This window comes from Variovorax sp. RO1 (genome assembly GCF_002849325.1).
Lineage (GTDB): Bacteria > Pseudomonadota > Gammaproteobacteria > Burkholderiales > Burkholderiaceae_C > Variovorax.
In genome coordinates this window covers 104,899-130,041 of sequence record NZ_PKMT01000005.1, presented here as the reverse complement: position 1 = coordinate 130,041, position 25,143 = coordinate 104,899, and the positions used below count along the sequence as shown (strand labels likewise).

Genomic DNA, 25,143 nt, shown 5'->3' with positions numbered 1-25,143 from the left:
CATAAGAAATAACAGAGAAGGAATCACCCCATGTATGCCTTCACACTCGAACGGCCCGCCAGCGTGGCAGATGCCACCCGGCTGATCGCCGCGGGCGGCAAGCCACTGGCCGGCGGACAGACCCTGCTGGCCTCGATGAAGCTGCGGCTGTCGGCGCCTGAGCAACTGGTCGACCTCAGCGGCATCAAGGAACTCACCGGCATCAAGAAAGACGCCGGCACGGTCACCATCGGCGCCATGTCGCGTCACCTCGACGTGGCGAACAACGCCGACGTGAAGGCCGCGTACCCCGCGCTGGCCGACCTTGCAGCGCGCATCGGCGACCGGCAGGTGCGCGCGATGGGCACCGTCGGCGGCTCGGTGGCCAACAACGACCCGGCCGCGTGCTATCCGAGCGCGGTGCTGGCCTCGGGCGCGACCATCGTCACCTCTAAGCGCGAAATTGCGGCCGACGACTTCTTCCTGGGCCTGTTCACCACGGCGCTCGAAGAAGACGAGCTGATCACCGCCATCCGCTTCCCCATTCCGAAGCGCGCCGTGTACGAGAAGCTGCGCCAGAAGGCCTCGAACTTCCCGCTGGTCGGCATCTTCCTGGCGCAGTACGACAGCGGCGTGCGCGTGGCCGTCACCGGCGCGGGCAACGGCGTGTTCCGCCATGCCGGGCTCGAAGACGCGCTCAACAAGAGCTTCACCGCCGCGGCAGCTGCCGCCGTGAAGATCGACGCGAGCGACCTGAACAGCGACCTGCACGCCTCGGCCGCCTACCGCGCGAACCTGATCAGTGTGCTGACCCAACGCGCCGTCACCAAGGCGCTCGGCTGAAGCAGCACGACACCCACCGGAAGGCGCGACACCCTCGCGTCTTCCGCTACGCTTCGCCATGACTTTCCCGACCATCGACGCACTTTCCGACGGTTTGATGCAGGCCGGCTACTTTGCCGACCGCCGCCTGGCCACCGCGGTGTTCCTTGCGCTCAAGCTGCAGCGCCCGCTGCTGCTCGAAGGCGAACCCGGTGTCGGCAAGACCGAGCTGGCCAAGGCGCTGTCGATCGCCCTCAACCGCCAGCTGCTGCGCCTGCAGTGCTACGACGGCATGGAGCAGCGCGAGGCGCTGTACGAATGGAACTACGCCGCGCAGCTGCTGCACATGCGCGCGGCCGAAGCCACGGGCGCGGCACGCGATGTCGAAGCCGAGGTCTACCAGCCGCACTACCTGATCCGCCGCCCGCTGCTGCAAGCGCTGCAGACGCCTGCGCCCGGTGCCGTGCTGCTGATCGACGAGGTGGACCGCGCCGACGAGCCCTTCGAAGCCTTCCTGCTCGAATACCTCGGTGAGTATCAGGTCAGCATTCCCGAACTCGGCACCGTGCGTGCCGTGGTGCCGCCCGTCACCTTGCTCACCAGCAACCGCACGCGCGAGCTGAACGATGCCGTGAAGCGGCGCTGCCTCTACCACTGGCTCGACTACCCCGAGCGCGAGCGCGAGCTGGCCATCGTGCGCGCGCAGGTGCCGCAGGCCGGCGAGACGCTGTCGGCGCAGGTGGCGGCCTTTGTCGCGCGGCTGCGCTCGGCGCCGTTCGTCAACGCCTTCCAGCGTGCACCCGGCATTGCCGAAAGCGTGGAGTGGGCGAGGGCGCTCATCGCGCTCGACACCGTCGAACTCGACCCCGAAGTGGTCGTCGACACCGCCGGCATCCTCTTCAAGCAGCGCGACGACGTGGCGGCGCTGACTCACGAGCTGGCCTCCGACCTGCTGAGGCCCGAGGAACCGCTCGCCACCTGAGCGCGGCCGAGGCACATACATGGCCGGCATCCAGCAACTCGGCGACGTCCGCAGCGGCAAGCTGGCGGGCAACATCGCCGCCTTCGGCCGCGCATTGCGCCGCGCCGGCGTGCGCACTGACGCCATGCGCATCGCGCTCGCGACCGAGGCGGTCACCCTGGTCGGCGTCGAAGACAAGCTCGACCTGAGCGCCGCCATGGAGGCCGTGATGGTCAGTCGCGAGCAAGACCGCCTGGTGTTCCGCGAACTCTTCGATGCGTGGTTCCGCGACCCCGAACTGGCCAACAAGCTGCTCGCCCAGATGCTGCCCAGCGCCGAAGGCAAGGCGGAGCCTTCCAAGCGGCGGCCGCGCGTGCGCGAGGCGCTGAGTCCGCCGCGCCATGCCGTGAAGCCCGCGGCACCGACCAAGCCCGACGAAGAGATCAAGTTCGACGCCGCCATGACGGCCAGCGACCGCCAGCGGCTGCAGCATGCCGACTTCAACGCGCTCGGCGCGGCCGAGTACCGGCTGGTCGAGCGGTTGGCGCGCGACGTCACGCTGCCGGTGCCCCGGCTGCCCACGCGCCGCCTGCGCCCGGCCGGCGATGCGGGCAGCGCGCATGCCCGCATGCATTGGCCCGGTGTGCTGCACGAGGCAGCCCGCACCGGCGGCGAGATCCTGCGCCTGCCCCGGCTGGCGCGGCGCGAACAGCCCTTGCCGCTGCTGGTGCTGGTCGATGTGTCGGGCTCGATGGAACGCTATGCGCGCCTGCTGCTGGCCTTCCTGCATGCCGCCACGCGGCGGGCCGGGCGGCGCGACGTGTTCGCCTTCGGCACGCGGCTGACCGACCTCACGCCGGCCTTTCGGCTCGCCGACACCGACGCCATGCTGGGCGCCGCCAGCCTGGCCATCGACGACTTCGCGGGCGGCACGCGGCTGGGCGGTTCGCTGGCCGAGCTGCGCCAGTCGCATGCGCGCCGGCTCATCGGCCGCCGCACGCTGGTGCTGGTGATCAGCGACGGCCTCGACACGGGCGAGCCCGACTTGCTCGAGACCGAGCTGCAGTGGCTCAAGCGCCATTCGCGCCGCCTGCTGTGGCTCAACCCGCTGCTGCGCTTCGAGGGCTACGCCCCTCTGGCGCGTGGGGCCGCCGTGCTGCACCGCCATGCGGACGCGATGCTGGCGGTCCACAATCTGAATGCACTCGAACAGCTGGCCGCCAGCCTGGCCGCGCTGATGCGCGCCAGCCGCTAGGGCAGGACTCAGGAAGGAACAAAGGAAACCCACCATGGAAATGCTCGGAAACCGCCGCCTCGGCGTCACCCAACAACAGGCCTGGGAAGCGCTCAACGACCCCGAGACGCTCAAGAAGTGCATCCCCGGCTGCGACAAGTTCGAGCTCACGGGCGACAACACCTACAGCGTGGCGCTGGCCGTGAAGATCGGCCCGGTGTCGGCCAAGTTCAGCGGCAAGGTGATGCTGTCGGACATCGTCGCGCCCGACGGCTACAAGCTCACCTTCGAGGGGCAGGGCGGCGTGGCGGGGTTCGCCAAGGGCTCGTCGAGCGTGTCGCTCAAGCCGCTGGCCGGTGCTTCGGAGGCCGCGCCCGTTGTGGCCGACGGTGTGCCCGTTGCAGAAGGTGTGCCTGCCGCTGAAGCCGTGGCCGCTGTGCCAGCCGAAGCCGCACCAGCGCCCGCCGGCTGCGAACTCGACTACACCGTGCAGGCCCAGGTCGGCGGCAAGATCGCCCAGCTCGGCCAGCGCCTGATCGACGGCGCAGCCAAGTCCACGGCCGACGATTTCTTCAAGCGCTTCGAGGCCGAGATGCAAAGCCGTTACGGCCCGCCGCCCGCACCGCCCGAGGAAGCCCCGGCCGAGGCGCCTGCCGAGAAGGCCGGCGTCATGTCGGGCCTCATGAAGAAGATGGGCTTCGGCAAGAAGGACGGCGACGACGCCGCCACCCCGGGCGACGCCGCCTGACAACGCACCGGACCTCGCCATGGAAAACCTCGATGTCATGGTGTTGCGCACGCTGCGCGACTGGCGGCGTGCCGGCAAGCGCGCGCTGCTGACCACCGTGGTGCGCACCTGGGGCTCGTCGCCGCGGCCCGTGGGCTCGATCATGGCGCTGGCCGAAGACGGCGCCGTGGTCGGCTCGGTCTCGGGCGGCTGCATCGAAGACGACCTCATCGCGCGCTACAGCCACGCCCACGGCAAGGGCGAAGACGTGCCGCTGGGCGCGCCGCCCGCGCTGGTCAAGTACGGCATCACGGCCGACGAGGCGCACCGTTTCGGCCTGCCCTGCGGCGGCACGCTCGAGCTGCTGCTCGAATACGCGCCCGACGCCGACACGCTCGACACCCTGGTGGCTGAACTCGAACGCGGCAAGCTCATGCGCCGCACGGTGACGCTGGCCACCGGCGCGGTGCGGCTGGCCGAGGCGACCGCGCCCGACGAACTCACGGTGAACGACACCGAACTCACCAACACCTTCGGCCCCGAGTACCGCATGCTGCTGATCGGTGCCGGCCAGCTCGCCGAATACCTCGCGACCATGGCCAAGTTCAGCGGCTTCGCCGTGACGCTGTGCGACCCGCGCGCCGAGTACCGCACCGCGTGGACGCTGTCCGGCGTGACGATCACCACCGAGATGCCCGACGACGCCGTGCTGGCCTTCCGGCCCGACCGCCGCAGCTGCGTGGTTGCGCTCACGCACGACCCCAAGCTCGACGACCTCGCGCTGCTCGAAGCGCTGCAGAGCGAGGCCTTTTATGTGGGCGCGATCGGCTCGCGCCGCAACGCCGACGCGCGGCGCGACCGCATGATCGAGCACTTCGATCAGACGGCCGCATCGCTCGCTCGCCTGCGTGGGCCCATCGGCATCTTCATCGGCAGCAAGACGCCGCCCGAGATTGCGGTGAGCGTGATGGCGGAAATTCTGGCGGTGAAGAACGCGGTGACGCTGCCGCGCGAAGTGGAAGTGGCGCGCGCCAAGGAAATCCAGCAGCTGCAACCGAGTTGAGCTGAGCGGGATTCGTTCAGTCCACGCCCAGCAGGTCGTAGATGCGGCGCACGTACTCGCCGAACTCCGGGCTGGTCTTCACGTGCAGCTTGCGCGGCTCGGGCAGTTCGATGCGGAAGAAATCCGCCATGCGCGCCGGGCCTGCTGTGAGCACGGCGCAGTGCGAGCCCAGGAACACCGCCTCCTGGATGCTGTGCGTGACCACGATGAAGGTCTTGCGGCTGCGCTCCCAGATGCGCAGCATCTCCAGGTTCATCTTCTCGCGCGTGAGCGCATCGAGCGCGCCGAAGGGCTCGTCCATGAGCACCAGCTTCGGGTCGTGGATGAGCGCGCGCGCGATGGCCGCGCGCTGCTGCATGCCGCCCGAGAGTTCGTAGGGCAGCTTGTCGGCGAAGCCCGTGAGGCCGACCATGTCGAGCAGTTCGTGCGCGCGTGCCTTGGCGGCCTTGCGGTCCAGCCCGAGGATGTCGGCGGGCAGCAGCACGTTCTCGAGGATCGTGCGCCACTTCAGAAGCAGCGGCTGCTGGAACACCATGCCGACATCGCGGCCCGCGTTGAAGCTTGTGCCGCCAGGGCCGCCGATTTCCAGCGTGCCGCCGTCATGGCCGTGCAGGCCCGAGAGAATCTTCAGCAGCGTCGACTTGCCGCAGCCCGAGGGGCCGACCAGCGAGATCATGTCGCCCGCATGCACGTCCATCGTGACGTCGGAGACGGCGAGGAACTCTTCGTTGCGCTTGCGGTAGACCTTGCGCAGCTGCCGCATGCGGATCAGCGGGGCCTCTTGTGCCGGCGCGAGTACTGCGCTCATGCCAGCCACCGTGCCAGGTTGTCGCGCACGAAGGCGTCGTCGGACAGGTCGCCGTGCTGGCGGTAGACACGGTCGATTTCTGCTGACTGCCCGTGGCCCAGGCCTTCTTCCGGATCGAGGCACCAGATGCCTTCGAGCAGGCCCTGGCGCCTCAGCACCTCGTGGCAGCCCGCGATGCAGCCGTGGAAGTTGTTCGCCACGTCGAAGAAGGCGGCATTGCAGTCGGTCACGCGCGAATCGAGCGCGAGCAGGGCGGGGCTCAGCGCACCGCCGCTGGCGGCCAGCTCGGCCTTGATCTGCTGCAGCTGGTGCACCGCGCTCGACGTCCACACCGACCAGTGGCCCAGCAGGCCGCCGCGAAAGCGCACCTGCACGGGCGCGCCGTCGCGCATCGCGGCAAAGGGCAGCGCCAGGTCGAGCACGATGTGGTCGTCGTTGCCGGTGTAGAGGAACACGCGCTCCTCGGCGCGCGCATCGACCAGCCCGCGCACCACGTCGATGCTGCGGTAGCGGTTGAAGGGCGCGACCTTGATGGCGAGCGCGTTCGGAATGAGCGCGAAGCGGCGCCAGAAGTCGCTCGAGAGGATCGGGCCGCCAACCACGGTCTGCAGGTAGAAGCCGATCAGCGGAATCTCCTGCGCCACCGCCTCGCAGTGGGCGATGAGCGCGTCTTCCGACGAGCCGGCCAGGGCCGCGAGGCTCAGCAGCCCAGCGTGATAACCCAGAGAGACTGCGGTGCGCGCTTCGGCCTGCGCCTGCGCGGTCGGGCCGCACAGGCCCGCGATCATCGCCATCGGACGATCGTTCCAGGCCAGCCGATCTTGCATCGCGGCTTCGAGCACGGTGGCGTAGAGCCCGCGCTCGCGGATCGCGAACTGCGTGGTGTGCACGCCCACCGCGAGGCCGCCCACGCCGGCATCGACGTAGTAGCGGGTCAGCGCGCGCTGACGCTGGCGATCGAGCTGGCGATGCGCGTCGAGTGCGAGCGGATGCGCCGGAATGACGGTGCCTTGCGACAGCAGCGCAAGCACGTCGGCGGGAAGGTCGGAGCGGTTCAGTGACATGGGCGAAGGTCCTCAGGCGAACTCGGGGCCGGCGATGGCGTGGATGAAGGCAGGGTGTCCGGTGGGCGGCTGCGTGCCGTCGCGCGTGGCCAGCGCCATGCGCGTGAAGCTGCGTTGGGGCGCGAAGCCGGTGGCGCGCAGCGCGGCAGTCATGGCCGGGCGGTCGTCGGGCACGTCGATGTAGATGCGGCCGTCGATGCCGCGCGCGGCCTGCGTCAGCAGCGCGGCGGCGACGGTTTCGTCAGACGACAGCAGCGGGCCGATGTGGTGCGCAGTACGGCCTGCGCGCACGAGGCCGAAGCCCAAGCCGTTGCGCACGCAGCGGCTGTCGTCGCGGCCGAGCAGGTCGGCGAGCACGGCGGGGCGCGCGAAGCCCAGCGCCTGTGCGTCGAGCGCGGCGAGGTTGTCGAGGGGCGGCTTGTCGGCGCTGAGCGATGCGGTGGCTGGTGTGGCCTCGCGCTGCCAGCGCGTGAGCCGCCACAGCGGCGTGAAGCCGAAGCTCGCATAGAGCGGCTCGCCCTGCGGCGTGGCGTCGAGCATCGCGACGAGGCCGGCGGACTTCACCTGCTCGAGGCACTGCGCGAACACCGCGCGGCCCAGGCCTTGCCCGCGCGCGGCAGGCATCACGAGGATCATGCTGATCCAGGCCACGCCGTCCATCGGCAGCACCGCACCGCTGGCGATGAGCTGGCCCTCGCCATCACGTATGTCATGCACGCCATGCACCGTGCCGAGCCGCTCGAACAGCCGCCAGTCGTGCGCGGTCTGGTTCCAGCCGCTCGCGGCGACCAGCGCGTCGAGCATCGGGGCGATGCCGGGCGTGATCGACGACAGGGCTTCGACGGCGGGCATGGTCATGGGCTCAGTACTTGCCGTCGCGCGATTCGAACTTCGTGGGCTTGCCGTACTGGCGTTGCTCGCGCGAGATCCAGTCAGCCACCCAACGGATCTGCTGCGCCAGTGGCACGCGCGGGTAGCCGAACAGGCGCTCCGCTTCGCCGGTGTTCATGAGCCAGGCAGTCGGCGCTTCTTGCCCGCTGATGGTCACGGGCTTGTCGAACTCGCGCGCGAACTCTTGCGCGAGCCAGCGGATCGACGTGGTCTCGGGGCCGCTCACATTGAGCGGCGAGGTCGGCACGGTGGCCGCGGCGAGGCAGCGCAGCGCCTGCGCGTTCGCGTCGCCCTGCCAGATCACGTTGACGTGGCCCATGGTCACGTCGACCGGCTCACCGCGCCACACCTTGAGCGCCACGTCGGCCAGCACGCCGTAGCGCAGGTCGATGGCGTAGCTCAGGCGGAACAGGCGGCCGGGTGTGCTGTGGCGCTGCGAGAAGTACTCGAACATGCGCTCGCGGCCCACGCACGAGTTGGCGTATTCGCCGGGCGGGTTGGGCGCGTCGCTCTCGCTCGCGCCCTGGCTGGTCACGGGCACGAAGGGGTACACGCAGGCGGTCGAGAAGGCGACGATGCGCGAGGCGTGGAAGTGCTCGGCCACCAGCGCCGGCACGTGCGCGTTCATGGCCCAGGTCAGCGGGTTGTCGGCGTCGGCGCCGAACTTGCGCCCGGCCATGAACACGACGTTGGCGCAGGGCGGCAGCGCGGCGATGGCGGCGCGGTCGAGCAGGTCGCACGCGATGGTTTCGATGCCGTGCGCTTCGAGGGCTTCGCGCACGCCGGCTTCGCTGAAGCGGGCGACGGCGATCACGCGGCGACCGGGCATGGCGTTCTTGGCGAGGCGGGCCAGCGTGGGGCCCATCTTGCCGCCCACGCCGAGGATCATCAGGTCGCCGTCGAGGCGGGCCATGTCGCGCACGAGGTCGCGCGAGGGCGTGGCCAGGTAGTCTTCGAGCGCGGCTTCGCTCTCGAAGCGCTCGGGAAAGGGCAGGTCGTCGAGGACAGGCGTGGAGGTCATTGGATTCTTGCGTCCTGGGTGATGAAGAGGCGCTCCAGCAGAAGCACCAGCAGATAGAGCAGCACGCCCAGGCCCGTGATGAGCAGCACGGCCATGAAGACCGCGGGCGTGTCCAGCGAGGCCTGGACCTGGATCATCAGATAGCCCAGGCCTCGTTCCGAGGCGATGAACTCGCCCACCACCGCACCCGCGACGGCGAGGATGGTGGCGACCTTCATGCCCGAGAACACGTACGGCAGCGAGCCCGGCAGCTGGATGTAGCGGAACAGCTGCCAGCGCGAGCCCTTGAGCGCGCGCACGAGGTCGAGCAGCTCGGGCTCGGTCTCGTTCAGGCCGCGGATGGTGGTCAGCAAGATCGGGAAGAAGCACAGGCTGAACGTGATCAGGATGTTCGGCCCGATGCCGTAGCTGAACCACACGATCACCAGCGGCCCCATCGCCACCTTCGGGATCATGTTGAGCGTGACCAGCAGCGGGAACACCACCAGCATCAGCCGCTTGCTGGTGATGAAGAGCAGGGCGCAAAGAATGCCGAGTACCAGCCCCAGCGCGTAGCCGCCGAACACTTCGAGCGCGGTGACGCCGGTGTTCTTGAGCCAGCTGTAGTTCGGGTTGGCCAGCGTGGCCAGCACCTTCGAGGGCGCCGGCAGGATGAAGGGCTGGATCGCGAAGACCCGCACCGCCAGCTCCCACAGCGCGATGCCCGCCAGATGCACCGCGACCACGAGGGCCCAGCGCTGCCATTCGGGGCGCTCGCCCGACAAGGGCGCAGGTGCGGGGGGCGCCAGAGCGCCATCAGGTGCCGTCATCTCAATTCCTGGGTCGAGGAAGCAATGCGGCGAATCATAGGAGTCGCCACGACCCGAGTCAACCAACTAGTTGATAATTTTCATGCGGCGGCTTTGTCGGGCCGCAAGGCATTGAGCGCGAACTCGATCACGTGCCGGCGGCGCTGCAGCAACGCGCCGCGTGCATCGAGCGGCTTGCCGAAGATGGCCGACAGCGTGTGGTTGTTGGAGAAGAAGAAGTACGAGATGCCGGCGATCGAGATGTAGAGGTTGATCGCATCGAAGTCGGGCCGGAACACGCCGGCCGCCACGCCGCGCTTGAGCGTGGCTTCGAGCATCTCGATGAAGGGCGAGTGCATCTTCTGCAGCCGCTCCGACTCGCGCAGGTGCGCGCCGTGGTTGCGGTTCTCGTCGGCCAGCAGCGCGATGAACTCGGGGTGCTCGGCCAGGTAGTCGAACGAGAAGGCCACCAGCTGCTTCATGGCCTCGAGCGGCTCGAGCTCGTCGAGCGTGAGCTTCTGTTCCTTCTCGCGGATCTCGGCATAGACCGATTCGAGCGCGACCAGGTACAGCCCCTGCTTGCTGTCGAAGTAGTGGTACACGAGCTGCTTGTTGACCCCGGCGTTGGCGGCGATTTCGTCGACGCGCGCGCCCGCGAAGCCCTTGGTGGCGAACTCGGCCACCGCGGCGGAGATGAGCGCCTGCTTGGCGGCGACAGGGTCGCGCTCGCGTTTCGCGGCAACGGTGCTGCGGGCGGTGCGGGTGGGGCTGGTGGCGGTCATGGTGTTCTGGTTCTCCCGGCAGTGGCAACGCGGTCTGGATGATCTGGATTGCTTGTCAACCAAACAGTTGGTAATATAAATTTCAGGACCTGTTTTTACCTTCTTTTGGAGTGATCCGCATGAAAAAGCTGTTGTCGGCCGCCGGCGCCACCGCCTTGCTGATGGCCTCGGCCCCCGCCGCATTCGCGGCCGATGCCATGAGCCTGATGCTCAACTGGACACCCACGGCCGATCATGCGCCGATCTATTTTGCGAAGGCCAAGGGCTGGTACACCGAGGCGGGCATCGACCTGAACATCGAGGCCGGCAAGGGCTCGGCCGTGTCGGCGCAGCGCGTGGGCACGGGCGGCAGCGACCTCGGAATTTCCGACCTGCCCACCACGATCCAGGCCAAGGGCAAGGGCGCCGACGTGAAGGCCGTGATGGTCATCTATGCCAACAGCCCGCAGGGCTTCTACTGGCTCAAGTCGTCGGGCATCAACGGGCCGAAGGACTTTGCGGGCCGCAAGATCGGCAACCCGCCGGGCGACGCCGCACGCCTCATGTGGCCGGCCTTCGCGAAGAAGGTGGGGCTCGACCCGGCCAGCGTGACCTTCGTCAACGTGAGCCCGCAGGCCAAGGTGGCGGCGCTGAAGAGCAAGTCGGTCGACATCATCAGCGACTTCTACAACGAGCACGACCTGAAGGCGCGCGAGTTCGGCGCCGACCTGGGCTTTCAGCCGTGGCGCGACGCGGGCGTGAACGTGTACGGCAACTCGCTGATCGTGAACGGCCCGTACCTCGCGAAGAACCCGGGCCAGGTGAAGAAGTTCGTCGCCGTGACGCAGCGCGCCTACGACGCCTGCGTGAAGAGCTTCGAGCCCTGCCTGCAGGCACTGCAGGCCAGCGTGAGCGGCCTCACGCCCGACAACCAGCGCGACCAGTGGATGCGCATCAAGCAACTGATGCGCGACGACACCACCACCAAGGTGGCGCTCGGCGCCTTCGACGGTGCGCGCGTGAAGGCCGACTACGAGCTCGTGTCCTCGCTGATCGGTATCGACAAGCCCTACGACCCCGCGACGCTCTTCACCAACGAGTTCCTCGACAAGGGCGTGCGCATGGCGCCCAACTGAACGGAGGAGAAAGCCGCCTCAGCCCGACTTGGCGGCGGGCGGCACCTTCGGGTTGCCCTTCTGCCGTTCGCGGAAGAGGGCGGCACGCATCAGGAAGATGGTGGTGATCGGCGCCGTCAGCACGATGAACAGCACGATCAGCATTGCGTGCAGGAACAGGCTGAAGCCCTGCACCGAGAAGTAGGCGATGGTGGCCACCGTCAGGCACCAGGCGCCCACCGTGGCACCCAGCGTGGGCGCATGGATGCGACGGAAGAAGGTCGGCAGGCGCACCAGGCCGAAGGAGCCGATGGCTGCGAAGGCCGCGCCCAGCACCGCGAACACGGCGGTGATGATTTCGGCCCACAGGGGAAGGGCAGTAGCGCTCATTCGATCACCTCCCCGCGCAACAGGAACTTGGCCAGCGAGGTCGAGCCCACGAAGCCGAACAGCGCCACCAGCATCGCCGCCTCGAAGTACACGCTGCTCGCGTAGTTGATGCCGAGCACCAGCATCATCAGCATGCCGTTGATGTAGAGGCAGTCCAGCGCCATCACGCGGTCTTGCGCGGACGGGCCGGCCAGCAGGCGGAACAGGGCGCACAGCATGGCCACGGCCAGCAGGAAGAGCGCGGCCTTCAGGGCCCAGAAGAGAACAGGCGTCATGATTCGAAAATCTCCATCAGCGGACGTTCGTAGCGGGTCTTGATCAGGGCGATGAAGGCCGCGTCGTCCTCGAGGTCGAACACGTGGATCAGCAGCGTGGTGCGATCGAACGAGACTTCGCCCCAGGCGGTGCCGGGCGTGAGGCACATGATCATCGCGAGCACGGCAAGCCCGTTGGGGTCGCGCATGTCGAGTGGAATCTGCACGAAGCGCGCCGAGATGTCAGCGGTGCGGCGCGTGAGCAGCAGCCGCGCCACGTCGTACGCCGACTTCAGCATGTCGAAGGTGACGAGGAACGACAGCCGCAGCGCCACGCCGGGCCGGCGCATGCGCACCCTGGCGGGGCGCAGGCCCTTGGTGATCAGCGGCACGGCAATGGCGAGCACCGCGGCCGACAGCAGCGTGGCCGCTTCGAGCGACTGGTTGAGCAGCAGCCAGATGACGAACAGCGCGAACGACAGCGGTGGGGAAGGCATCAAGCGCTTCATGGCTTGGCCTCCTCTTTCTTCGCGGGCACCGGGTTGGGCTTCTGCTTGGCACCGAGCACGGCCTCGCGGTACGCGGTGGGCGTGCGCAGGCCGCCCGCGGTGGCTTGCGCGTGCTGCATCACGGGTTCGGCCCAGACCGTCAGCGCGACGCAGGCCGCGAGCAGGGCGGCCACCGGCAGCACTTCGAGCGCGGGCAGCGAGGGCATGGTGGCGTGGGGCTGCGTCCAGAAATGGCGGATGCCGGTGCGGCTCAGCGCAATCAGCGAGAGAAAGCCCGCGACGATCAGCAGACCGAAGAAGGTCCATCCGGCCGTGGTGACGACCTTGCTGTCGAGCAGGCCCGAGAGCATCGCGAACTTGCCGACAAAGCCCGACAGCGGCGGCAGGCCCGCCAGCAGCAGCGTGCACAGCATGAAGCTCAGGCCCAGGAACGCGACGCCCGCCGGAATGGCGCGGCCGTAGAGCGCCTGCGCGTCGTCGTCGAGGTTCACGTCGTTGAGCGCGCGCAGGTCTTCGGCCAGGAAGGGCGCGTTGCCCGCGGCCTCGTGCGGCGCGACGCTCATGCCCGCGTTGCGCCAGCGCTCGATCATGTCGATCAGCAGGAAGAACGCCGCCACCGCGACCGTGGAATTCACCATGTAGTAGAGCGCGCCCGCCCACACGGCCGGCTCGCCCAGCCCGACGGCGGCCAGCAGCGTGCCCGCCGACACCAGCACGCTGAAGCCCGCGAGGTTCGACAGCCGCTGCGTGCCGACGATGCCGATGGCACCCACGAACAGCGTGGCCAGCCCGACGCTCACCAGCGCGGTCTGCCCGAAGGCGGCCGAGGCGCCGGTGTCGGGCGCGAACAGCACGGTCCACAGGCGCAGCACCGTGTACACGCCGAGCTTGGTGAGCAGCGCAAACACCGCGCCCACCGGCGACACGGCCGCGCTGTAGGCCGGCACCAGCCAGAAGTTGAGCGGCCACGCGCCTGCCTTGGCGAAGAACGCGGTGGCCAGGATGGCCGCGGCCGCGTGCACCAGGCCGCGGTCGCCCGGCGCCAGTTCGGCGATGCGCGCGCCCAGGTCGGCCATGTTGAGCGTGCCGGTCACGCCGTACAGAATGGCCGCGCCGATCAGGAACAGCGACGAGGCCGCGAGGTTGATCGCGATGTAGTGCAGCCCGGCGCGCACGCGCAGCTGGCCCGAGCCGTGCAGCAGCAGGCCGTACGAGGCTGCGAGCATCACCTCGAAGAACACGAACAGGTTGAACAGGTCGCCCGTGAGGAAGGCGCCGTTCAGGCCCATGAGCTGCAGTTGCAGCAGCGGATGAAAGTGCACGCCCGCGCGGTCCCAGCGCGAGGTCGAGTAGATCGACGCCGCGAAGGCGACCACGCCCGTGAGCGCGACCATCATGGTCGAGAGCCGGTCGGCCACCAGCACGATGCCGAAGGGCGCGCGCCAGTTGCCCGGCAGGTACACGCCGATGGAGCCGGGGCCGCCGCCGGTGTCGGCCGCGTTCACCCAGCGCAGCAGCGCCAGCGCGGCGAGCAGGCCGATCAGGCCCGAGACCACGCTGAGGAACGACTTGGTACGCCGGCGGTTCTCGTTCATCAGCAGCATCAGCGCCGCCGTGAGCATGGGCACGAGGATCGGCACCGCCACCAGGTGCGGCATGCTGAACTCGAGGAAGCGGTCGAGCAGGTGCAAGAGGTCGTTCATTCCACGGCCTCCCGCTCTTCACCGTCCACGTGGTCGGTGCCCGACAGGCCGCGCGAGGCGAGCATCACGACCAGGAACAGGGCGGTCATCGCAAAGCCGATCACGATGGCCGTGAGCACCAGCGCCTGCGGCATCGGGTCGGCCGTGTTGGCCAGCGTGGCCTTGAAGCCTTCGACCAGCACGGGCTCGCTGTCGACCTTGAGCCGGCCCATGCTGAAGATGAACAGGTTGACCGCGTACGAGATGAGCGTCAGGCCCATGATGACCTGGAAGGTCCGCGGACGCAGCAGCAGGTACACGCCCGAACCGGTGAGCACGCCGATGGCGATGGCCAGCACGATTTCCATCAGCGGGCCCCCCCGGTGGTGGCCGCGGCAGCAGCCGCTTCTTCGGCTTCGGCGGCGGCGCGGGCCTCCGCTTCTTTCTCTTCTTGTTCGTCGGCCCAGCGGTGGCTTCGGACGGACTGGTGGGCCAGCGCGGTGAGGATCAGCATGGTGGCGCCGAGCACCAGCGCGAACACGCCGATGTCGAAGAAAAGGGCGCTGGGCACGTGCATGTCGCCCAGCAGCGGCACGTGCAGGTGCGCGGTGTGCGTGGTCAGGAAGGGGTAGCCGAACGCGATCGCGCCGCCGCCGGTGGCGAGCGCGAACAGCAGGCCGATGGCGATCCAGCGGCGCGGGTAGATGCGCAGGTGCTCTTCCACCCACTCGGTGCCCGAGACGATGAACTGCAGCACCAGCGCGACCGACATCACCAGCCCCGCAACGAAGCCGCCGCCGGGCGCGTTGTGGCCGCGCATGAAGAAGTACACCGACACCAGCACGGCCACCGGCAGCACCAAGCGCACCAGCACGGCCGGCACCATGAGGTAGCCGATGGCGGAGTCGGTGGCGCGGCGCGGGTTCAGCAGGTCGCTGCTGCCGTCGTCGACCTGCAGGCGTTGCTGGATGGGCAGCGCCATCGATTCGATGGCGGGCCGGAAGCGCCGCAGCAGCGCATACACGGTGAGCGCCACGATGCCCAGCACCGTGATCTCGCCGAAGGTGTCGAAGCCGCGGAAGTCGACCAGCATCACGTTGACCACGTTGGTGCCGCCGCCTTCGGAGAGCGCGCGTTCGAGGAAGAAGGGCGAGATGCTCTGCGGGAAGGTGCGCGTCATCAGGGCCCAGGCCAGCGCCGCCATGCCGCAGCCGGCGACGGTGGCCACCAGCAGGTCGCGCCCGCGGCGGCCCCAGGGGCGCAGCCGCATGCGTGCGGGCTGCACCACATCCTTGCTGCGCATCGGCAGCCAGCGCAGGCCCAGCAAGATCAGCACCGTGGTCACGGCCTCGACCACCAACTGCGTGAGCGCGAGGTCGGGCGCCGAGAACCAGATGTACGTGACGCACGAGACCAGCCCGGCGCCCGCGGCCAGCATGAGCGCGGCGAGCCGGTGGAACTTGGCCTGCCACGCGGCGGCCACGGCGCAGACGCAGCCGATCAGCCAGGTCATGGCGAACATCGGCGAGAAGGGCAGCAGTTCGCGCGTGCCGCGATCGGCCGGCGTGGCCCACAGCGAGGCTGTAGCGCCGGCCACGGCCACCACCACCAGCCACAGCAATTGCCACTGCAGGCGGCGCGTGCCGAACAGGCGGCGACTGCGCCGGCCGGCTTCGCTCAGCAGCGCGATCAGGTGTTCGAAGATGAGCTGTCCGTCGAAGCGGTGCAGCAGCGGCGTGCGCTCGAGGCGGCCGCTGCCCAGCGGGCGGCGCAGCAGCAGGTAGAGCACGGCGCCGCCTGCCAGTGCGACGAAGCTCATCATCAGCGGCAGGTTGAAGCCGTGCCACACGGCCAGGCTGTAGGCGGGCAGCGTGCCACCGACCACCGGCGTGGCGGCCGCCGCGAGCATCGGGCCGACCGACCAGGCCGGCGCCACGCCCACCACCAGGCACAGCAGCACCAGAAACTCGACCGGCACACGCATCCAGTGCGGCGGCTCGTGCGGCGGCTTGGGCACGTCGGGGCCGCAGGGCGGACCGAAGAACACGTCGAACACGAAGCGCGCCGAATACGCCACGCTGAAGATGCCCGCAAGGGTCGCGATGACCGGCAGGCTGAAGTCGATCCAGGGCGTGGCCTGGATGAACACCGTCTCGGCGAAGAACATTTCCTTCGAGAGAAAACCGTTGAGCAGCGGCACGCCGGCCATCGAGGCGCTGGCGATGATGGCCAGCGTGCCCGTGATGGGCATGAGCCGCATCAGGCCGCTGAGCTTACGGATGTCGCGCGTGCCGGTCTCGTGGTCGATGATGCCGGCCGCCATGAACAGCGAGGCCTTGAAGGTTGCGTGGTTCATGACGTGGAACACCGCCGCCACCGCCGCGAGCGGGCTGTTCAGGCCCAGCAGCAGCGTGATGAGGCCCAGGTGCGAGATGGTCGAGTAGGCCAGCAGCGCCTTCAGGTCGCGCTGGAACATGGCCGCGAAGCCGCCCAGCAGCAGCGTGATGGCGCCCGCGCCGCCGACCATCCAGAACCACTGCTCGGTGCCCGAGAGCACGGGCCACAGGCGCGCCATCAGAAACACACCCAGCTTCACCATGGTGGCCGAGTGCAGGTAGGCCGACACCGGCGTGGGCGCGGCCATGGCGCGCGGCAGCCAGAAGTGGAACGGGAACTGCGCGCTCTTGGTGAACGCGCCGAGCAGGATCAGCACCAGCGCCACCGGGTACAGCGCATGCGCGCGAATGATGTCGCCCGAGACCAGCACGATGTCGAGCTCGTAGCTGCCGACGATGCGGCCCAGCACGAGCACGCCGGCCAGCAGGCACAGCCCGCCCGCGCCGGTGACGGTGAGCGCCATGCGCGCACCGCGCCGCGCGTCGCGCCGGTGGTGCCAGTAGCCGATGAGCAAGAAGGAGAAGAGGCTGGTGAGCTCCCAGAACAGCACCATCTGGATGAGGTTGCCCGAGAGCACCACGCCCATCATCGCGCCCATGAACGCGAGGAAGAACGAGAAGAAGCGCGGCACCGGGTCGGAGGCCGACATGTAGTAGCGTGCATAGAGCACCACCAGCGCGCCGATGCCCAGCACCAGCATGCAGAACAGCCACGCGAAGCCGTCGAGGCGGAACACGAGGTTCAGGCCGAGGGCGGGAAGCCACTCGATTTCCTGACGCAGCACATTGCCGTGTGCAATCTGCGGAAAGAGCCATGCGACCTGGATGGCGCAGCCCAATGCCACGAGCCCTGCAAGGGTCGACTCCCGGTTGCGCGCGTTGGACGGCATCAACGCGGCCAGCACGCTGGCAAGAAAGGGGAGTGCGACGAGAAGGGCGAGGGGCATTGGGGGTCGATTCTATCGACCGACCCTCTGCGAAGCCCCTGTCTATAACCGCAGGAGGACGGGCAGTTTTTTCGCTGTCACGAAGCCAGCACGAGCTGCACGCTGCGGATGCCCAGCCAGGTCAGCACCAGCGAACCGCACAGGTGCAGCAGGCCGGTGCCCAGGGCCAGCACCGGCCGTCCGCCGAGCAGCAGCGCGACCACTTCGGCCGAGAAGCTCGAGAAGGTCGTGAGCCCGCCGAGGAAGCCGGTGATGAGCAGCAGCCGCCACACCGGGTCGAGCTGCGGCATCGCCTGGAAGACGGCCACGGCCACGCCGACGAAGTAGCCGCCGACCAGGTTGGCGGCCAGCGTGCCGTAGGGCACCGGGCCGCCGGTGTTGAGCCAGAGGCCGAGGCCCCAGCGGGCGAGGGCGCCGCAGGAGGCGCCGAGACAGATCGCAAGAGCCGGAAGCAGCATGGGCCTATTGTCTGCTGGTCGGTCGCCACCCCCGGGGATTCAAGGCGCCATCTGCTGCGGGAGCCACGTCACCAGCTGCGGCACGAAGTAGATGAGCAGCACCGCGGCCACCATCAGGAAGAACATCGGCAGCGTGACGCGTGCGATGTAGAGCAGGTCTTTCCCGGTCATGCCCTGCAGCACGAACAGGTTGAAGCCCACGGGCGGCGTGATCTGCGCCATCTCGACCACCAGCACGACGAAGATGCCGAACCACACCGGGTCGATGCCGGCCGCGGTGACGGTCGGCATGATCACGCCCATGGTGAGCACCACCATCGAGATGCCGTCCAGGAAGCAGCCCAGCACGATGTAGAACGCGGCGAGCATCAGGATCAGCTGGAACTTCGACAGCCCCAGCGAGCCGATCCACTCGGCCAGGTGACGTGGCAGCCCGATGTAGCCCATGGCCAGCGTGAGGAAGGCCGCGCCCGCGAGGATCAGCGCCATCATGCAGTACAGGCGCGTGGCGCCCAGCAGCGCTTCCTTGAAGCTGTGCCAGGTGAGCGAGCCCTGCGCGGCCGAGATGACCATGGCGCCGACCACGCCCACGGCCGCCGCCTCGGTGGCCGTGGCAATGCCGGCGTAGATGGAGCCCAGCACCGACAGGATCAGCAGCGCCACCGGGATCAGCGACATCGAAGCCCACAGCTTCTCGACGAAGGGCAGCTTCGCGTCGGCGGGCGGCACCTTGTCGGGGTTGCGCAGCGCCCAGACCACGATGTAGCCCGAGAACAGCAGCGCCAGCAGGATGCCGGGGATGACGCCCGCGATGAAGAGGCGTGCAATCGACACGTCGGCGCTCACCCCATACACGATCATGATGATCGAGGGCGGGATCAGCAGCCCGAGCGTGCCGGCGCCAGCCAGCGTGCCGATGACCATGTCGTCGGGGTAGCCGCGGCGCTTGAGCTCGGGCAGGCTCATCTTGCCGATGGTGGCGCAGGTGGCCGCGCTCGAGCCCGACACCGCCGCGAACACGGCGCAGCCCACCACGTTGGTGTGCAGCAGCCGGCCGGGCAGGGCCTGCATCCAGGGCGCGAGGCCTTTGAACATGTCCTGCGAGAGCCGCGTGCGGAACAGGATCTCGCCCATCCACACGAACAGCGGCAGCGCCGTGAGCGTCCAGCTCGAGGCCGATCCCCAGATGGTCACGGCCATGGCGTCGCCGGCGGCGCGCGACGAGAAGATCTGCATGGCGATCCACGCCACGCCGGAGAGCGTGAGGCCGATCCACACGCCGCTGCCCAGGATGAGGAACAGCGCGGCGATCAGCAGGCCGGCAATGGCGATGTCACTCATGGCGCAGCGCCTCCGTTTCGGCGGCCTTGGCCGGGCGGCCGCGCCACTCGATCACGAACTCGTCGAGCGACGCGATCGCGAAGACGATGGCGCCGAGCGCCATCGACAGCTGCGGAATCCACAGCGGCGTGGCGTCGTTGCCGGTGGAGATGTCGTGGTAGTCGAGCGATTGCCAGACCAGGCGCACGCTGTACCAGGCAAAGAGCAGGGCCAGCAGCGCTGCCGCGCCCATGGCCCAGCGTTCGAGCCAGCGCTGCGCCGCGGGCGGCAGGTTCTGCATCACCAGTGTCACGCGGATGTGCTCGCCGCGCTTGAGTGTGTGCGCCAGCGCCAGGAAGCCCGCGCCGGCCATCAGGTAGCCGGCGTAGGCGTCGATGCCGGGAATGTTGAAGTGCAGCTGCCGCCCGAGGATGGAGAGCAGCACCATCGCCAGCAGGCCGATCATGAAAAGCGCCGCCAGGGCGGCGGCGCTCAGGTAGAGAAAGTCCAGCGTCTTGCGCATCGGGTGCCGTGCGTGCGAAGCCGGGTCACATCTTCTTGTAGGCGTCGACGACGGCCTGGCCTTCGGGGCCGGCCTTCTCGGTCCACTCCTTGATCATGGTGTCGCCGACCTTCTTCATGTCGGCCTTGAGCTGCGCCGAGGGCACGTGCACCGTCATGCCGTTTTTCTTGAGCAGGTCGAGGTACTCGACGTTCTTCTTCTTCGAGGTGTCCCAGCCGCGCTTCTCGGCATCGGCCGCGGCCTTGAGCAGCGCCTGCTGCACGGGCTTGTCGAGCGCGTCGAAGGCCTTCTTGTTCATGAGCACCGCGTTCTTCGGCAGCCAGGCCTGGGTGTCGTAGAAGTTCTTGATGTACTCGTAGGTCTTGGTGTCGTAGCCGGTGGAGCCCGAAGACATGTACGACTCGATCACGCCCGTGGCCATGGCCTGCGACAGCTCGGCCTGCTGCACGGTGACGGGCTGCGCGCCGACGAGTTCGCCGATGCGTGCGGTGGCGGGGCTGTAGGCGCGCCACTTCACGCCCTTCAGGTCGGCGGCCGAGGCGATTTCCTTCTTCACGAAGATGCCTTGCGGCGGCCATGCCACGGCGTAGAGCAGCTGGATGCCCTGTTCGCCCAGCTTCTTCTCGAGCGCGGGCTTCTGTGCCTGGTAGAGCTTCCAGGCGGCGTCGTAGCTGTCGGCCAGGAAGGGGATGCCGTCGGCACCGAACATCTGCCATTCGTTCTGGTAGTTCACCAGCAGGATCTCGCCGAGCTGCGCCTGGCCGCCCTGCACGGCACGCTTGATCTCGGGCGCCTTGAACAGCGACGCGTTGGCATGCACCGTGATCTTGAGCTTGCCGCCGCTGCCCTTGTCCACATCGCTCGCGAACTGCGTGATGTTCTCGGTGTGGAAATTGGTCGTCGGGTAGGCGGTGGGCAGGTCCCACTTGGTTTGCGCGAAGGCGGCAGCGCCAAGGGTGAGGCCCGCCAGGGCAATGCCGAACTTGTGATTCATGGACGCGCTCCGGAATGTGGTTAAAGCTGGATGAAAGAAAAGCATACGTGCAAATTCCGGGCCATTCGCTGAGGCATTTCCCTGCCATGTGGTGTCGATGCGGCAGAAAGTGCGGACGTAAAAAAACCGCCTCGGGGGCGGTTTCTTCGTTTCAGCGTGGTGTCACTGCTTGGCGGGTTTCGCTTCGGCCACCTTGGCGGCCTTGCTTGCCTTGGCCGGGGCCGCCGCACCGTTGAAGCTCTGGCCGTTGACCGTCAGGCCCTCGGCCGACAGCTTGGCCGCGCTCTTTTCCTTCACGCCTTTCACGCGCTGCATGAGGTCGGGCCAGTCCTTGAACTCGCCTTCCTTGCGGGCGTCGAGGATGCGCTTGGACAGCGAGGGGCCGACGCCCTTGAGGCCGTCGAGGTCGGCGGCACTGCCCTTGTTGGCGTCGACGGCAGCGAACGAGATGGCCGCGAAGCACATGGCGAGCGTGGCGATGATTTTCTTGATCATGATGAAAACTCCCTCTTCAATTGTTGGTATGGCTAAGCCGACAGGAATATCGGCTTCGGCTCAACGAGAGGGCGAGTGCAGCAGTTGACGTGAAAACGGGGCCAAAGGCCCCGTGTGACGATTGTTCAGAACCGTGGTCAGAGTTCTTCCACGCGACGCGGCGGATAGCTGTCCCAGGCCTGGCAGCCGGGGCAGTGCCAGAAGTACTGGTGCGCCTCGAAGCCGCAGGCCGCGCAGCGGTAGCGCATGAGCGGACGGGTGGCCTGGTCGAGCGCGCGTTGCACCTGCGGGTGGAACTGCTCGTGCTCGAAGCGTTCGCCGGCCAGCCAGCGCGAGGCGGCGACCAGCGACGGCTGGTGCGCGAGGTGGGCGATGTAGCTGTCGCGCGGTGAGGGGGCTTCGGTGGGCGTGTCGGTCGCGTCCGATGGCGTGGCATCGGGCGTGCCGCCGAGCGCGATCATCGCTTCGAGCACGTCGATCGACGGCGACTCGGCATAGCGTCGTTGCAGCAGCGCCAGCGCCCCGCCTTCGCGCTGCGCGGCCACGGCCGCCTTCTGCAGCGCCGCGGCGTAGAGCGGCAGCGCCAGCGGCGCCGTGTCGCTGAGCCCTTCGAGCGTGTCGAAGGCCGCGGCGGCTTCGCCGTTGCGCAGTTGCAAGGTGGCGGTGTCGATGGCCGGCCGCGGGGCTTGCGGCGCCAGCGCGCGGGCCTGCGTGAGTAGGTCGCCGGCGCCCGTCGGGTCGCCCACTGCGACGCGTTCGTTGGCCTGCTCGCACAGGTGATGGGCGCGGCGCGTGGCGTAGCTGGCCTGGTCGGACTCGTCGAGCTTCTGCGCCACGTCGGCGGCTTGGGCCCATTCACGCGAGCGTTCGTAGATGGCCAGCAGCGAAAGACGCGCTTCGTTCTCGTAGCGCGTGCCTTCGAGTTTCTGCAGCGCGGCTTCGGCGCGGTCGAGCAGGCCGGCGCGCAGGAAGTCTTGCGCCAGCGCATGCTGTGCGCGCTCGCGGTCGACACGGCTCAGGTCGCCCCGGCCCAGCAGGTGCTCGTGCACGCGCACGGCGCGCTGGTACTCGCCGCGGCGGCGGAACAGGTTGCCGAGCGCGAAGTGCAGCTCCTGCGTGTCGGGGTCGTTCTGCACGGCCTCGATGAAGGCGTCGATGGCCTGGTCCTGCTGCTCGTTGAGCAGGAAGTTCAGGCCGCGAAAGTAGGCCTTGGGCGCCTGCCGGTTCTCGAGCTTGAGCTGGCGGATGTCGAAGCGCGATGCGAGCCAGCCCAGCACGAAGGCGACGGGCAGGCCGATCAGCAGCCAGCTGGGATCAAAGTCCATGTTGACGTACGGCGGGAAGGTCGGTGGCCGAGATGGACGGCACGGTCGCGGAGGCGGTGGCGGCAGCCAGCGGCGCGGGCGAAGGGGTTTCGGAAACCGCGGGCACTTGGGCTGCTGCGGCGCGGTGCTTCCACCAGCCGGGCAGCATGCCCAGCGCGCCGACCACGAGCCCGCCGGCAAAGGCCGCAAGCACGACGAGCACCAGCGGCGCACGCCAGTGGGTTCCGAAGAAGAAGTAGACGGTCGCGTCGTGCTGGTTGTTCAGCGCGAAGGCGAAGAGCGTAAAAAAAATGGCTGCCTTGAGCAGCCACAGGAGGTATTTCATAGCTGTTCCCGTTGCCGGTGGATTATTGCTCGCCCCCAGGCTGCGCGCACTTCGTGTCGCTTCGCCAACCCCCTACCGGGGGCGGGCCGGCCGCTTCGGGCGGCCGTGCGCGGCGGCCCCCTGGAAGGGGCCGGGGCGATTGTCACCGGAGTTGGCCTTGGGCTTCCTTGCCTGCATCGAGCTCGGCGGTCTTCGCGTCGACGGCTTCGCGCAGTGCCTTGCCCGGCTTGAAGTGCGGCACGCGCTTCTCGGGGATCTGCACGCTCTCACCCGAACGCGGGTTGCGGCCGATGCGCGGCGGACGGCGGTTGACCGAGAAGCTGCCGAAGCCACGGATCTCGATGCGGTGGCCGCGCACCAGCGCGTCGCTCATCGCGTCCAGGATGGTCTTGACGGCGTATTCGGCATCACGGTGCGTGAGCTGCGCGAAACGGGCGGCGAGTTCTTCGACGAGGTCTGAGCGGGTCATAGGCCAAACATAAACGAAAAACGTGGACGAAAAAAAAGACAGAGCGGCCCCGGGGGCCTGCCTCTGTCTTCGGACTCAGCTTACTTGTTGTCGCTGTTGTCGAGCTTGGCGCGCAGCAGGGCGCCCAGGCTGGTCGTGCCCGCGTTTTCGCGTGCCGACTGCTGGCTCAGGTTGGCCATGGCGCCTTGTTCGTCAACCATGTCCTTCTGCTTGATCGACAGCTGGATGTTGCGGGTCTTGCGATCCACATTCACCACGATGGCCGTGACTTCGTCGCCTTCCTTGAGCACGTTGCGGGCATCTTCAACGCGGTCGCGCGAGATTTCCGAAGCACGCAGGTAGCCGATGATGTCTTCGCCGAGGTCGATTTCAGCGCCGCGGGCGTCCACGGTCTTGACCTTGCCGGTCACGATCTGGCCCTTGTCGTTCACGGTGGTGAACGTGGTGAACGGATCGCTGTCGAGCTGCTTGATGCCCAGCGAGATGCGTTCGCGGTCGACGTCGACAGCCAGCACGATCGCTTCGACTTCCTGGCCCTTCTTGTAGTTGCGAACGGCGGTTTCGCCGGTTTCGTTCCACGAGAGGTCCGAGAGGTGCACCAGGCCGTCGATGCCGGCAGCCAGACCCACGAACACGCCGAAGTCGGTGATCGACTTGATCGGGCCCTTGACGCGGTCGCCACGCTTCGTGTTCTGAGCGAACTCTTGCCACGGGTTGGCCTTGCACTGCTTCATGCCCAGGCTGATGCGGCGCTTGTCTTCGTCGATTTCGAGAACCATGACTTCGACTTCGTCGCCCAGCGAGACGATCTTGTTCGGAGCGATGTTCTTGTTGGTCCAGTCCATTTCGGAGACGTGCACCAGGCCTTCGATGCCGGGTTCGAGTTCGACGAACGCGCCGTAGTCGGCAATGTTCGTGACCTTGCCGAACAGGCGGGTCGATTGTGGGTAGCGGCGCGAAACGCCCATCCACGGGTCGTCACCCATTTGCTTGAGACCCAGCGAGACACGGTTCTTTTCGGTGTCGAACTTGAGGATCTTGGCGGTGATTTCCTGGCCGGCCTGAACGACTTCGCTCGGGTGGCGAACACGGCGCCATGCCATGTCGGTGATGTGCAGCAGGCCGTCGATGCCGCCGAGGTCCACGAACGCACCGTATTCGGTGATGTTCTTGACCACGCCGCGGACAACAGCGCCTTCCTTCAGGGTTTCCATCAGCTTGGCGCGCTCTTCGCCCATGCTGGCTTCGACCACGGCACGGCGCGACAGCACGACGTTGTTGCGCTTGCGATCGAGCTTGATGACCTTGAATTCGAGGGTCTTGTTTTCGTACGGGGTCAGGTCCTTGATCGGACGCGTGTCGATCAGCGAGCCCGGCAGGAATGCGCGGATGCCGTTGACCAGAACGGTCAGACCGCCCTTGACCTTGCCGCTGGTGGTGCCGGTGACGAAGTCGCCCGATTCCAGGGCCTTCTCGAGGGCGAGCCACGAAGCCAGACGCTTGGCGGTGTCGCGCGAGAGGATGGTGTCGCCGTAGCCGTTTTCAACGCTGCCGATAGCAACGGAAACGAAATCGCCGGCCTGGACTTCGAGTTCGCCCTTGTCGTTCTTGAACTCTTCGATCGGCACATACGCTTCGGACTTCAGACCGGCGTTGACGACGACGTGGTTGTGTTCGACGCGCACGACTTCGGCCGTGATGACCTCGCCGCTGCGCATTTCGGAACGCTTCAGGGACTCTTCGAATAGGTCGGCAAAAGATTCAGACATTTATGGTTCCTTCCGTCAGGCAGGGTTGGCAGGCGCTCTTGCGAAATTGCGTG

General features: G+C 67.8%; 27 protein-coding genes. 6 read left to right on the top strand and 21 right to left on the bottom strand.

The window, feature by feature from the left end; translation table 11 throughout:
- Positions 1-30: 30 nt before the first annotated feature.
- Genes CY658_RS23685 through CY658_RS23665 form a run of 5 tightly spaced genes read left to right on the top strand, consistent with a single transcriptional unit; the run spans position 31 to position 4,786 of the window.
- The gene (locus CY658_RS23685) at positions 31-822 is read left to right on the top strand and encodes an FAD binding domain-containing protein (protein WP_101492522.1); all 792 of its coding nucleotides are present in this window, start codon (positions 31-33) and stop codon (positions 820-822) included.
- Between the two features lie 58 nt (positions 823-880).
- The gene (locus CY658_RS23680) at positions 881-1,783 is read left to right on the top strand and encodes an AAA family ATPase (RefSeq protein WP_101492521.1); all 903 of its coding nucleotides are present in this window, start codon (positions 881-883) and stop codon (positions 1,781-1,783) included.
- 19 nt (positions 1,784-1,802) lie between these two features.
- A complete protein-coding gene (locus CY658_RS23675) occupies positions 1,803-3,017 on the top strand; it encodes a vWA domain-containing protein (protein WP_101492520.1) in 1,215 nt (404 codons plus the stop codon).
- Between the two features lie 34 nt (positions 3,018-3,051).
- Complete coding sequence (locus CY658_RS23670; RefSeq protein ID WP_101492519.1) at positions 3,052-3,744, top strand: CoxG family protein; 693 nt, start codon at positions 3,052-3,054, stop codon at positions 3,742-3,744.
- Positions 3,745-3,763: 19 nt separating this feature from the next.
- The gene (locus CY658_RS23665) at positions 3,764-4,786 is read left to right on the top strand and encodes an XdhC family protein (RefSeq protein WP_099795905.1); all 1,023 of its coding nucleotides are present in this window, start codon (positions 3,764-3,766) and stop codon (positions 4,784-4,786) included.
- 16 nt (positions 4,787-4,802) lie between these two features.
- On the opposite strand, the gene CY658_RS23660 is transcribed toward CY658_RS23665, so the two are convergent.
- The 6 genes from CY658_RS23660 to CY658_RS23635 all read right to left on the bottom strand — a co-directional run bounded on the left by CY658_RS23660 (position 4,803) and on the right by CY658_RS23635 (position 10,140).
- Positions 4,803-5,594 carry an ABC transporter ATP-binding protein gene (locus tag CY658_RS23660; protein WP_101492518.1) on the bottom strand — a complete coding sequence of 264 codons (792 nt, stop codon included), beginning with the start codon at positions 5,592-5,594 and terminating at the stop codon, positions 4,803-4,805.
- Entirely contained in the window at positions 5,591-6,658 is a 1,068-nt protein-coding gene (locus CY658_RS23655; RefSeq protein ID WP_101492517.1) for a dihydrodipicolinate synthase family protein, read from the bottom strand. Before CY658_RS23655 ends, CY658_RS23660 begins: the two co-directional genes overlap by 4 nt.
- 12 nt (positions 6,659-6,670) lie before the next feature.
- Positions 6,671-7,516, bottom strand: a complete 846-nt coding sequence (locus CY658_RS23650; protein ID WP_101492516.1) for a GNAT family N-acetyltransferase — start codon at positions 7,514-7,516, stop codon at positions 6,671-6,673.
- A gap of 4 nt (positions 7,517-7,520) precedes the next feature.
- Positions 7,521-8,570, bottom strand: coding sequence for an NAD-dependent epimerase/dehydratase family protein (locus tag CY658_RS23645; protein WP_101492515.1), 1,050 nt, complete (start codon positions 8,568-8,570; stop codon positions 7,521-7,523).
- On the bottom strand, positions 8,567-9,379 hold the full coding sequence (locus tag CY658_RS23640) for an ABC transporter permease (RefSeq protein WP_099795910.1): 813 nt from the start codon (positions 9,377-9,379) through the stop codon (positions 8,567-8,569). The genes CY658_RS23645 and CY658_RS23640 overlap by 4 nt, the downstream gene beginning before the upstream one ends.
- Positions 9,380-9,459: 80 nt before the next feature.
- Positions 9,460-10,140, bottom strand: coding sequence for a TetR family transcriptional regulator (locus CY658_RS23635; RefSeq protein ID WP_101492514.1), 681 nt, complete (start codon positions 10,138-10,140; stop codon positions 9,460-9,462).
- 119 nt (positions 10,141-10,259) lie between these two features.
- Here CY658_RS23635 and CY658_RS23630 point away from each other — a divergent pair, with 119 nt between their 5' ends.
- Entirely contained in the window at positions 10,260-11,255 is a 996-nt protein-coding gene (locus CY658_RS23630; protein WP_180839039.1) for an ABC transporter substrate-binding protein, read from the top strand.
- Positions 11,256-11,273: 18 nt separating this feature from the next.
- Here CY658_RS23630 and mnhG read toward each other — a convergent pair whose 3' ends face one another.
- The 15 genes from mnhG to rpsA form a co-directional block, all read right to left on the bottom strand.
- A complete protein-coding gene (mnhG, locus tag CY658_RS23625) occupies positions 11,274-11,624 on the bottom strand; it encodes a monovalent cation/H(+) antiporter subunit G (protein WP_101492513.1) in 351 nt (116 codons plus the stop codon).
- Positions 11,621-11,899, bottom strand: a complete 279-nt coding sequence (locus tag CY658_RS23620) for a K+/H+ antiporter subunit F (RefSeq protein WP_056582692.1) — start codon at positions 11,897-11,899, stop codon at positions 11,621-11,623. Before CY658_RS23620 ends, mnhG begins: the two co-directional genes overlap by 4 nt.
- Entirely contained in the window at positions 11,896-12,387 is a 492-nt protein-coding gene (locus CY658_RS23615) for a Na+/H+ antiporter subunit E (RefSeq protein ID WP_101492512.1), read from the bottom strand. The genes CY658_RS23620 and CY658_RS23615 overlap by 4 nt, the downstream gene beginning before the upstream one ends.
- Positions 12,384-14,090, bottom strand: coding sequence for a monovalent cation/H+ antiporter subunit D (locus CY658_RS23610; protein WP_101492511.1), 1,707 nt, complete (start codon positions 14,088-14,090; stop codon positions 12,384-12,386). Before CY658_RS23610 ends, CY658_RS23615 begins: the two co-directional genes overlap by 4 nt.
- A complete protein-coding gene (locus CY658_RS23605) occupies positions 14,087-14,437 on the bottom strand; it encodes a Na+/H+ antiporter subunit C (protein ID WP_056582686.1) in 351 nt (116 codons plus the stop codon). The genes CY658_RS23610 and CY658_RS23605 overlap by 4 nt, the downstream gene beginning before the upstream one ends.
- A complete protein-coding gene (locus CY658_RS23600; protein ID WP_101492510.1) occupies positions 14,437-17,412 on the bottom strand; it encodes a monovalent cation/H+ antiporter subunit A in 2,976 nt (991 codons plus the stop codon). Before CY658_RS23600 ends, CY658_RS23605 begins: the two co-directional genes overlap by 1 nt.
- A gap of 77 nt (positions 17,413-17,489) precedes the next feature.
- On the bottom strand, positions 17,490-17,870 hold the full coding sequence (crcB, locus tag CY658_RS23595; RefSeq protein WP_180839038.1) for a fluoride efflux transporter CrcB: 381 nt from the start codon (positions 17,868-17,870) through the stop codon (positions 17,490-17,492).
- A gap of 39 nt (positions 17,871-17,909) precedes the next feature.
- Positions 17,910-19,211 (bottom strand): TRAP transporter large permease, encoded by a 1,302-nt coding sequence (locus CY658_RS23590; protein WP_101492509.1) that lies wholly within the window; start codon positions 19,209-19,211, stop codon positions 17,910-17,912.
- Entirely contained in the window at positions 19,204-19,713 is a 510-nt protein-coding gene (locus CY658_RS23585; RefSeq protein WP_101492508.1) for a TRAP transporter small permease, read from the bottom strand. Before CY658_RS23585 ends, CY658_RS23590 begins: the two co-directional genes overlap by 8 nt.
- A 25-nt stretch (positions 19,714-19,738) precedes the next feature.
- The gene (locus tag CY658_RS23580; protein WP_101492507.1) at positions 19,739-20,707 is read right to left on the bottom strand and encodes a TRAP transporter substrate-binding protein; all 969 of its coding nucleotides are present in this window, start codon (positions 20,705-20,707) and stop codon (positions 19,739-19,741) included.
- Between the two features lie 162 nt (positions 20,708-20,869).
- Positions 20,870-21,202 (bottom strand): ComEA family DNA-binding protein, encoded by a 333-nt coding sequence (locus CY658_RS23575; RefSeq protein ID WP_101492506.1) that lies wholly within the window; start codon positions 21,200-21,202, stop codon positions 20,870-20,872.
- A 137-nt stretch (positions 21,203-21,339) separates the two neighbouring features.
- A complete protein-coding gene (gene lapB, locus CY658_RS23570) occupies positions 21,340-22,527 on the bottom strand; it encodes a lipopolysaccharide assembly protein LapB (protein WP_101492505.1) in 1,188 nt (395 codons plus the stop codon).
- Positions 22,517-22,852: a LapA family protein gene (locus CY658_RS23565; RefSeq protein ID WP_101492504.1), complete on the bottom strand. Its 336-nt coding sequence runs from the start codon at positions 22,850-22,852 to the stop codon at positions 22,517-22,519. The genes lapB and CY658_RS23565 overlap by 11 nt, the downstream gene beginning before the upstream one ends.
- A gap of 142 nt (positions 22,853-22,994) precedes the next feature.
- On the bottom strand, positions 22,995-23,321 hold the full coding sequence (locus CY658_RS23560; protein ID WP_070064000.1) for an integration host factor subunit beta: 327 nt from the start codon (positions 23,319-23,321) through the stop codon (positions 22,995-22,997).
- Between the two features lie 80 nt (positions 23,322-23,401).
- On the bottom strand, positions 23,402-25,090 hold the full coding sequence (rpsA, locus tag CY658_RS23555; RefSeq protein WP_056582667.1) for a 30S ribosomal protein S1: 1,689 nt from the start codon (positions 25,088-25,090) through the stop codon (positions 23,402-23,404).
- Positions 25,091-25,143: the final 53 nt, after the last annotated feature.

What these genes read in the sequence shown, in the direction of transcription:
- CY658_RS23685 (WP_101492522.1), top strand. Translation starts at nt 31, where the DNA reads ATGTATGCCTTCACACTCGAACGGCCCGCCAGCGTGGCAGATGCCACC.
- CY658_RS23680 (WP_101492521.1), top strand. Translation starts at nt 881, where the DNA reads ATGACTTTCCCGACCATCGACGCACTTTCCGACGGTTTGATGCAGGCC.
- CY658_RS23675 (WP_101492520.1), top strand. Translation starts at nt 1,803, where the DNA reads ATGGCCGGCATCCAGCAACTCGGCGACGTCCGCAGCGGCAAGCTGGCG.
- CY658_RS23670 (WP_101492519.1), top strand. Translation starts at nt 3,052, where the DNA reads ATGGAAATGCTCGGAAACCGCCGCCTCGGCGTCACCCAACAACAGGCC.
- CY658_RS23665 (WP_099795905.1), top strand. Translation starts at nt 3,764, where the DNA reads ATGGAAAACCTCGATGTCATGGTGTTGCGCACGCTGCGCGACTGGCGG.
- CY658_RS23660 (WP_101492518.1), bottom strand. Translation starts at nt 5,594, where the DNA reads ATGAGCGCAGTACTCGCGCCGGCACAAGAGGCCCCGCTGATCCGCATG.
- CY658_RS23655 (WP_101492517.1), bottom strand. Translation starts at nt 6,658, where the DNA reads ATGTCACTGAACCGCTCCGACCTTCCCGCCGACGTGCTTGCGCTGCTG.
- CY658_RS23650 (WP_101492516.1), bottom strand. Translation starts at nt 7,516, where the DNA reads ATGACCATGCCCGCCGTCGAAGCCCTGTCGTCGATCACGCCCGGCATC.
- CY658_RS23645 (WP_101492515.1), bottom strand. Translation starts at nt 8,570, where the DNA reads ATGACCTCCACGCCTGTCCTCGACGACCTGCCCTTTCCCGAGCGCTTC.
- CY658_RS23640 (WP_099795910.1), bottom strand. Translation starts at nt 9,379, where the DNA reads ATGACGGCACCTGATGGCGCTCTGGCGCCCCCCGCACCTGCGCCCTTG.
- CY658_RS23635 (WP_101492514.1), bottom strand. Translation starts at nt 10,140, where the DNA reads ATGACCGCCACCAGCCCCACCCGCACCGCCCGCAGCACCGTTGCCGCG.
- CY658_RS23630 (WP_180839039.1), top strand. Translation starts at nt 10,260, where the DNA reads ATGAAAAAGCTGTTGTCGGCCGCCGGCGCCACCGCCTTGCTGATGGCC.
- mnhG (WP_101492513.1), bottom strand. Translation starts at nt 11,624, where the DNA reads ATGAGCGCTACTGCCCTTCCCCTGTGGGCCGAAATCATCACCGCCGTG.
- CY658_RS23620 (WP_056582692.1), bottom strand. Translation starts at nt 11,899, where the DNA reads ATGACGCCTGTTCTCTTCTGGGCCCTGAAGGCCGCGCTCTTCCTGCTG.
- CY658_RS23615 (WP_101492512.1), bottom strand. Translation starts at nt 12,387, where the DNA reads ATGAAGCGCTTGATGCCTTCCCCACCGCTGTCGTTCGCGCTGTTCGTC.
- CY658_RS23610 (WP_101492511.1), bottom strand. Translation starts at nt 14,090, where the DNA reads ATGAACGACCTCTTGCACCTGCTCGACCGCTTCCTCGAGTTCAGCATG.
- CY658_RS23605 (WP_056582686.1), bottom strand. Translation starts at nt 14,437, where the DNA reads ATGGAAATCGTGCTGGCCATCGCCATCGGCGTGCTCACCGGTTCGGGC.
- CY658_RS23600 (WP_101492510.1), bottom strand. Translation starts at nt 17,412, where the DNA reads ATGCCCCTCGCCCTTCTCGTCGCACTCCCCTTTCTTGCCAGCGTGCTG.
- crcB (WP_180839038.1), bottom strand. Translation starts at nt 17,870, where the DNA reads ATGCTGCTTCCGGCTCTTGCGATCTGTCTCGGCGCCTCCTGCGGCGCC.
- CY658_RS23590 (WP_101492509.1), bottom strand. Translation starts at nt 19,211, where the DNA reads ATGAGTGACATCGCCATTGCCGGCCTGCTGATCGCCGCGCTGTTCCTC.
- CY658_RS23585 (WP_101492508.1), bottom strand. Translation starts at nt 19,713, where the DNA reads ATGCGCAAGACGCTGGACTTTCTCTACCTGAGCGCCGCCGCCCTGGCG.
- CY658_RS23580 (WP_101492507.1), bottom strand. Translation starts at nt 20,707, where the DNA reads ATGAATCACAAGTTCGGCATTGCCCTGGCGGGCCTCACCCTTGGCGCT.
- CY658_RS23575 (WP_101492506.1), bottom strand. Translation starts at nt 21,202, where the DNA reads ATGATCAAGAAAATCATCGCCACGCTCGCCATGTGCTTCGCGGCCATC.
- lapB (WP_101492505.1), bottom strand. Translation starts at nt 22,527, where the DNA reads ATGGACTTTGATCCCAGCTGGCTGCTGATCGGCCTGCCCGTCGCCTTC.
- CY658_RS23565 (WP_101492504.1), bottom strand. Translation starts at nt 22,852, where the DNA reads ATGAAATACCTCCTGTGGCTGCTCAAGGCAGCCATTTTTTTTACGCTC.
- CY658_RS23560 (WP_070064000.1), bottom strand. Translation starts at nt 23,321, where the DNA reads ATGACCCGCTCAGACCTCGTCGAAGAACTCGCCGCCCGTTTCGCGCAG.
- rpsA (WP_056582667.1), bottom strand. Translation starts at nt 25,090, where the DNA reads ATGTCTGAATCTTTTGCCGACCTATTCGAAGAGTCCCTGAAGCGTTCC.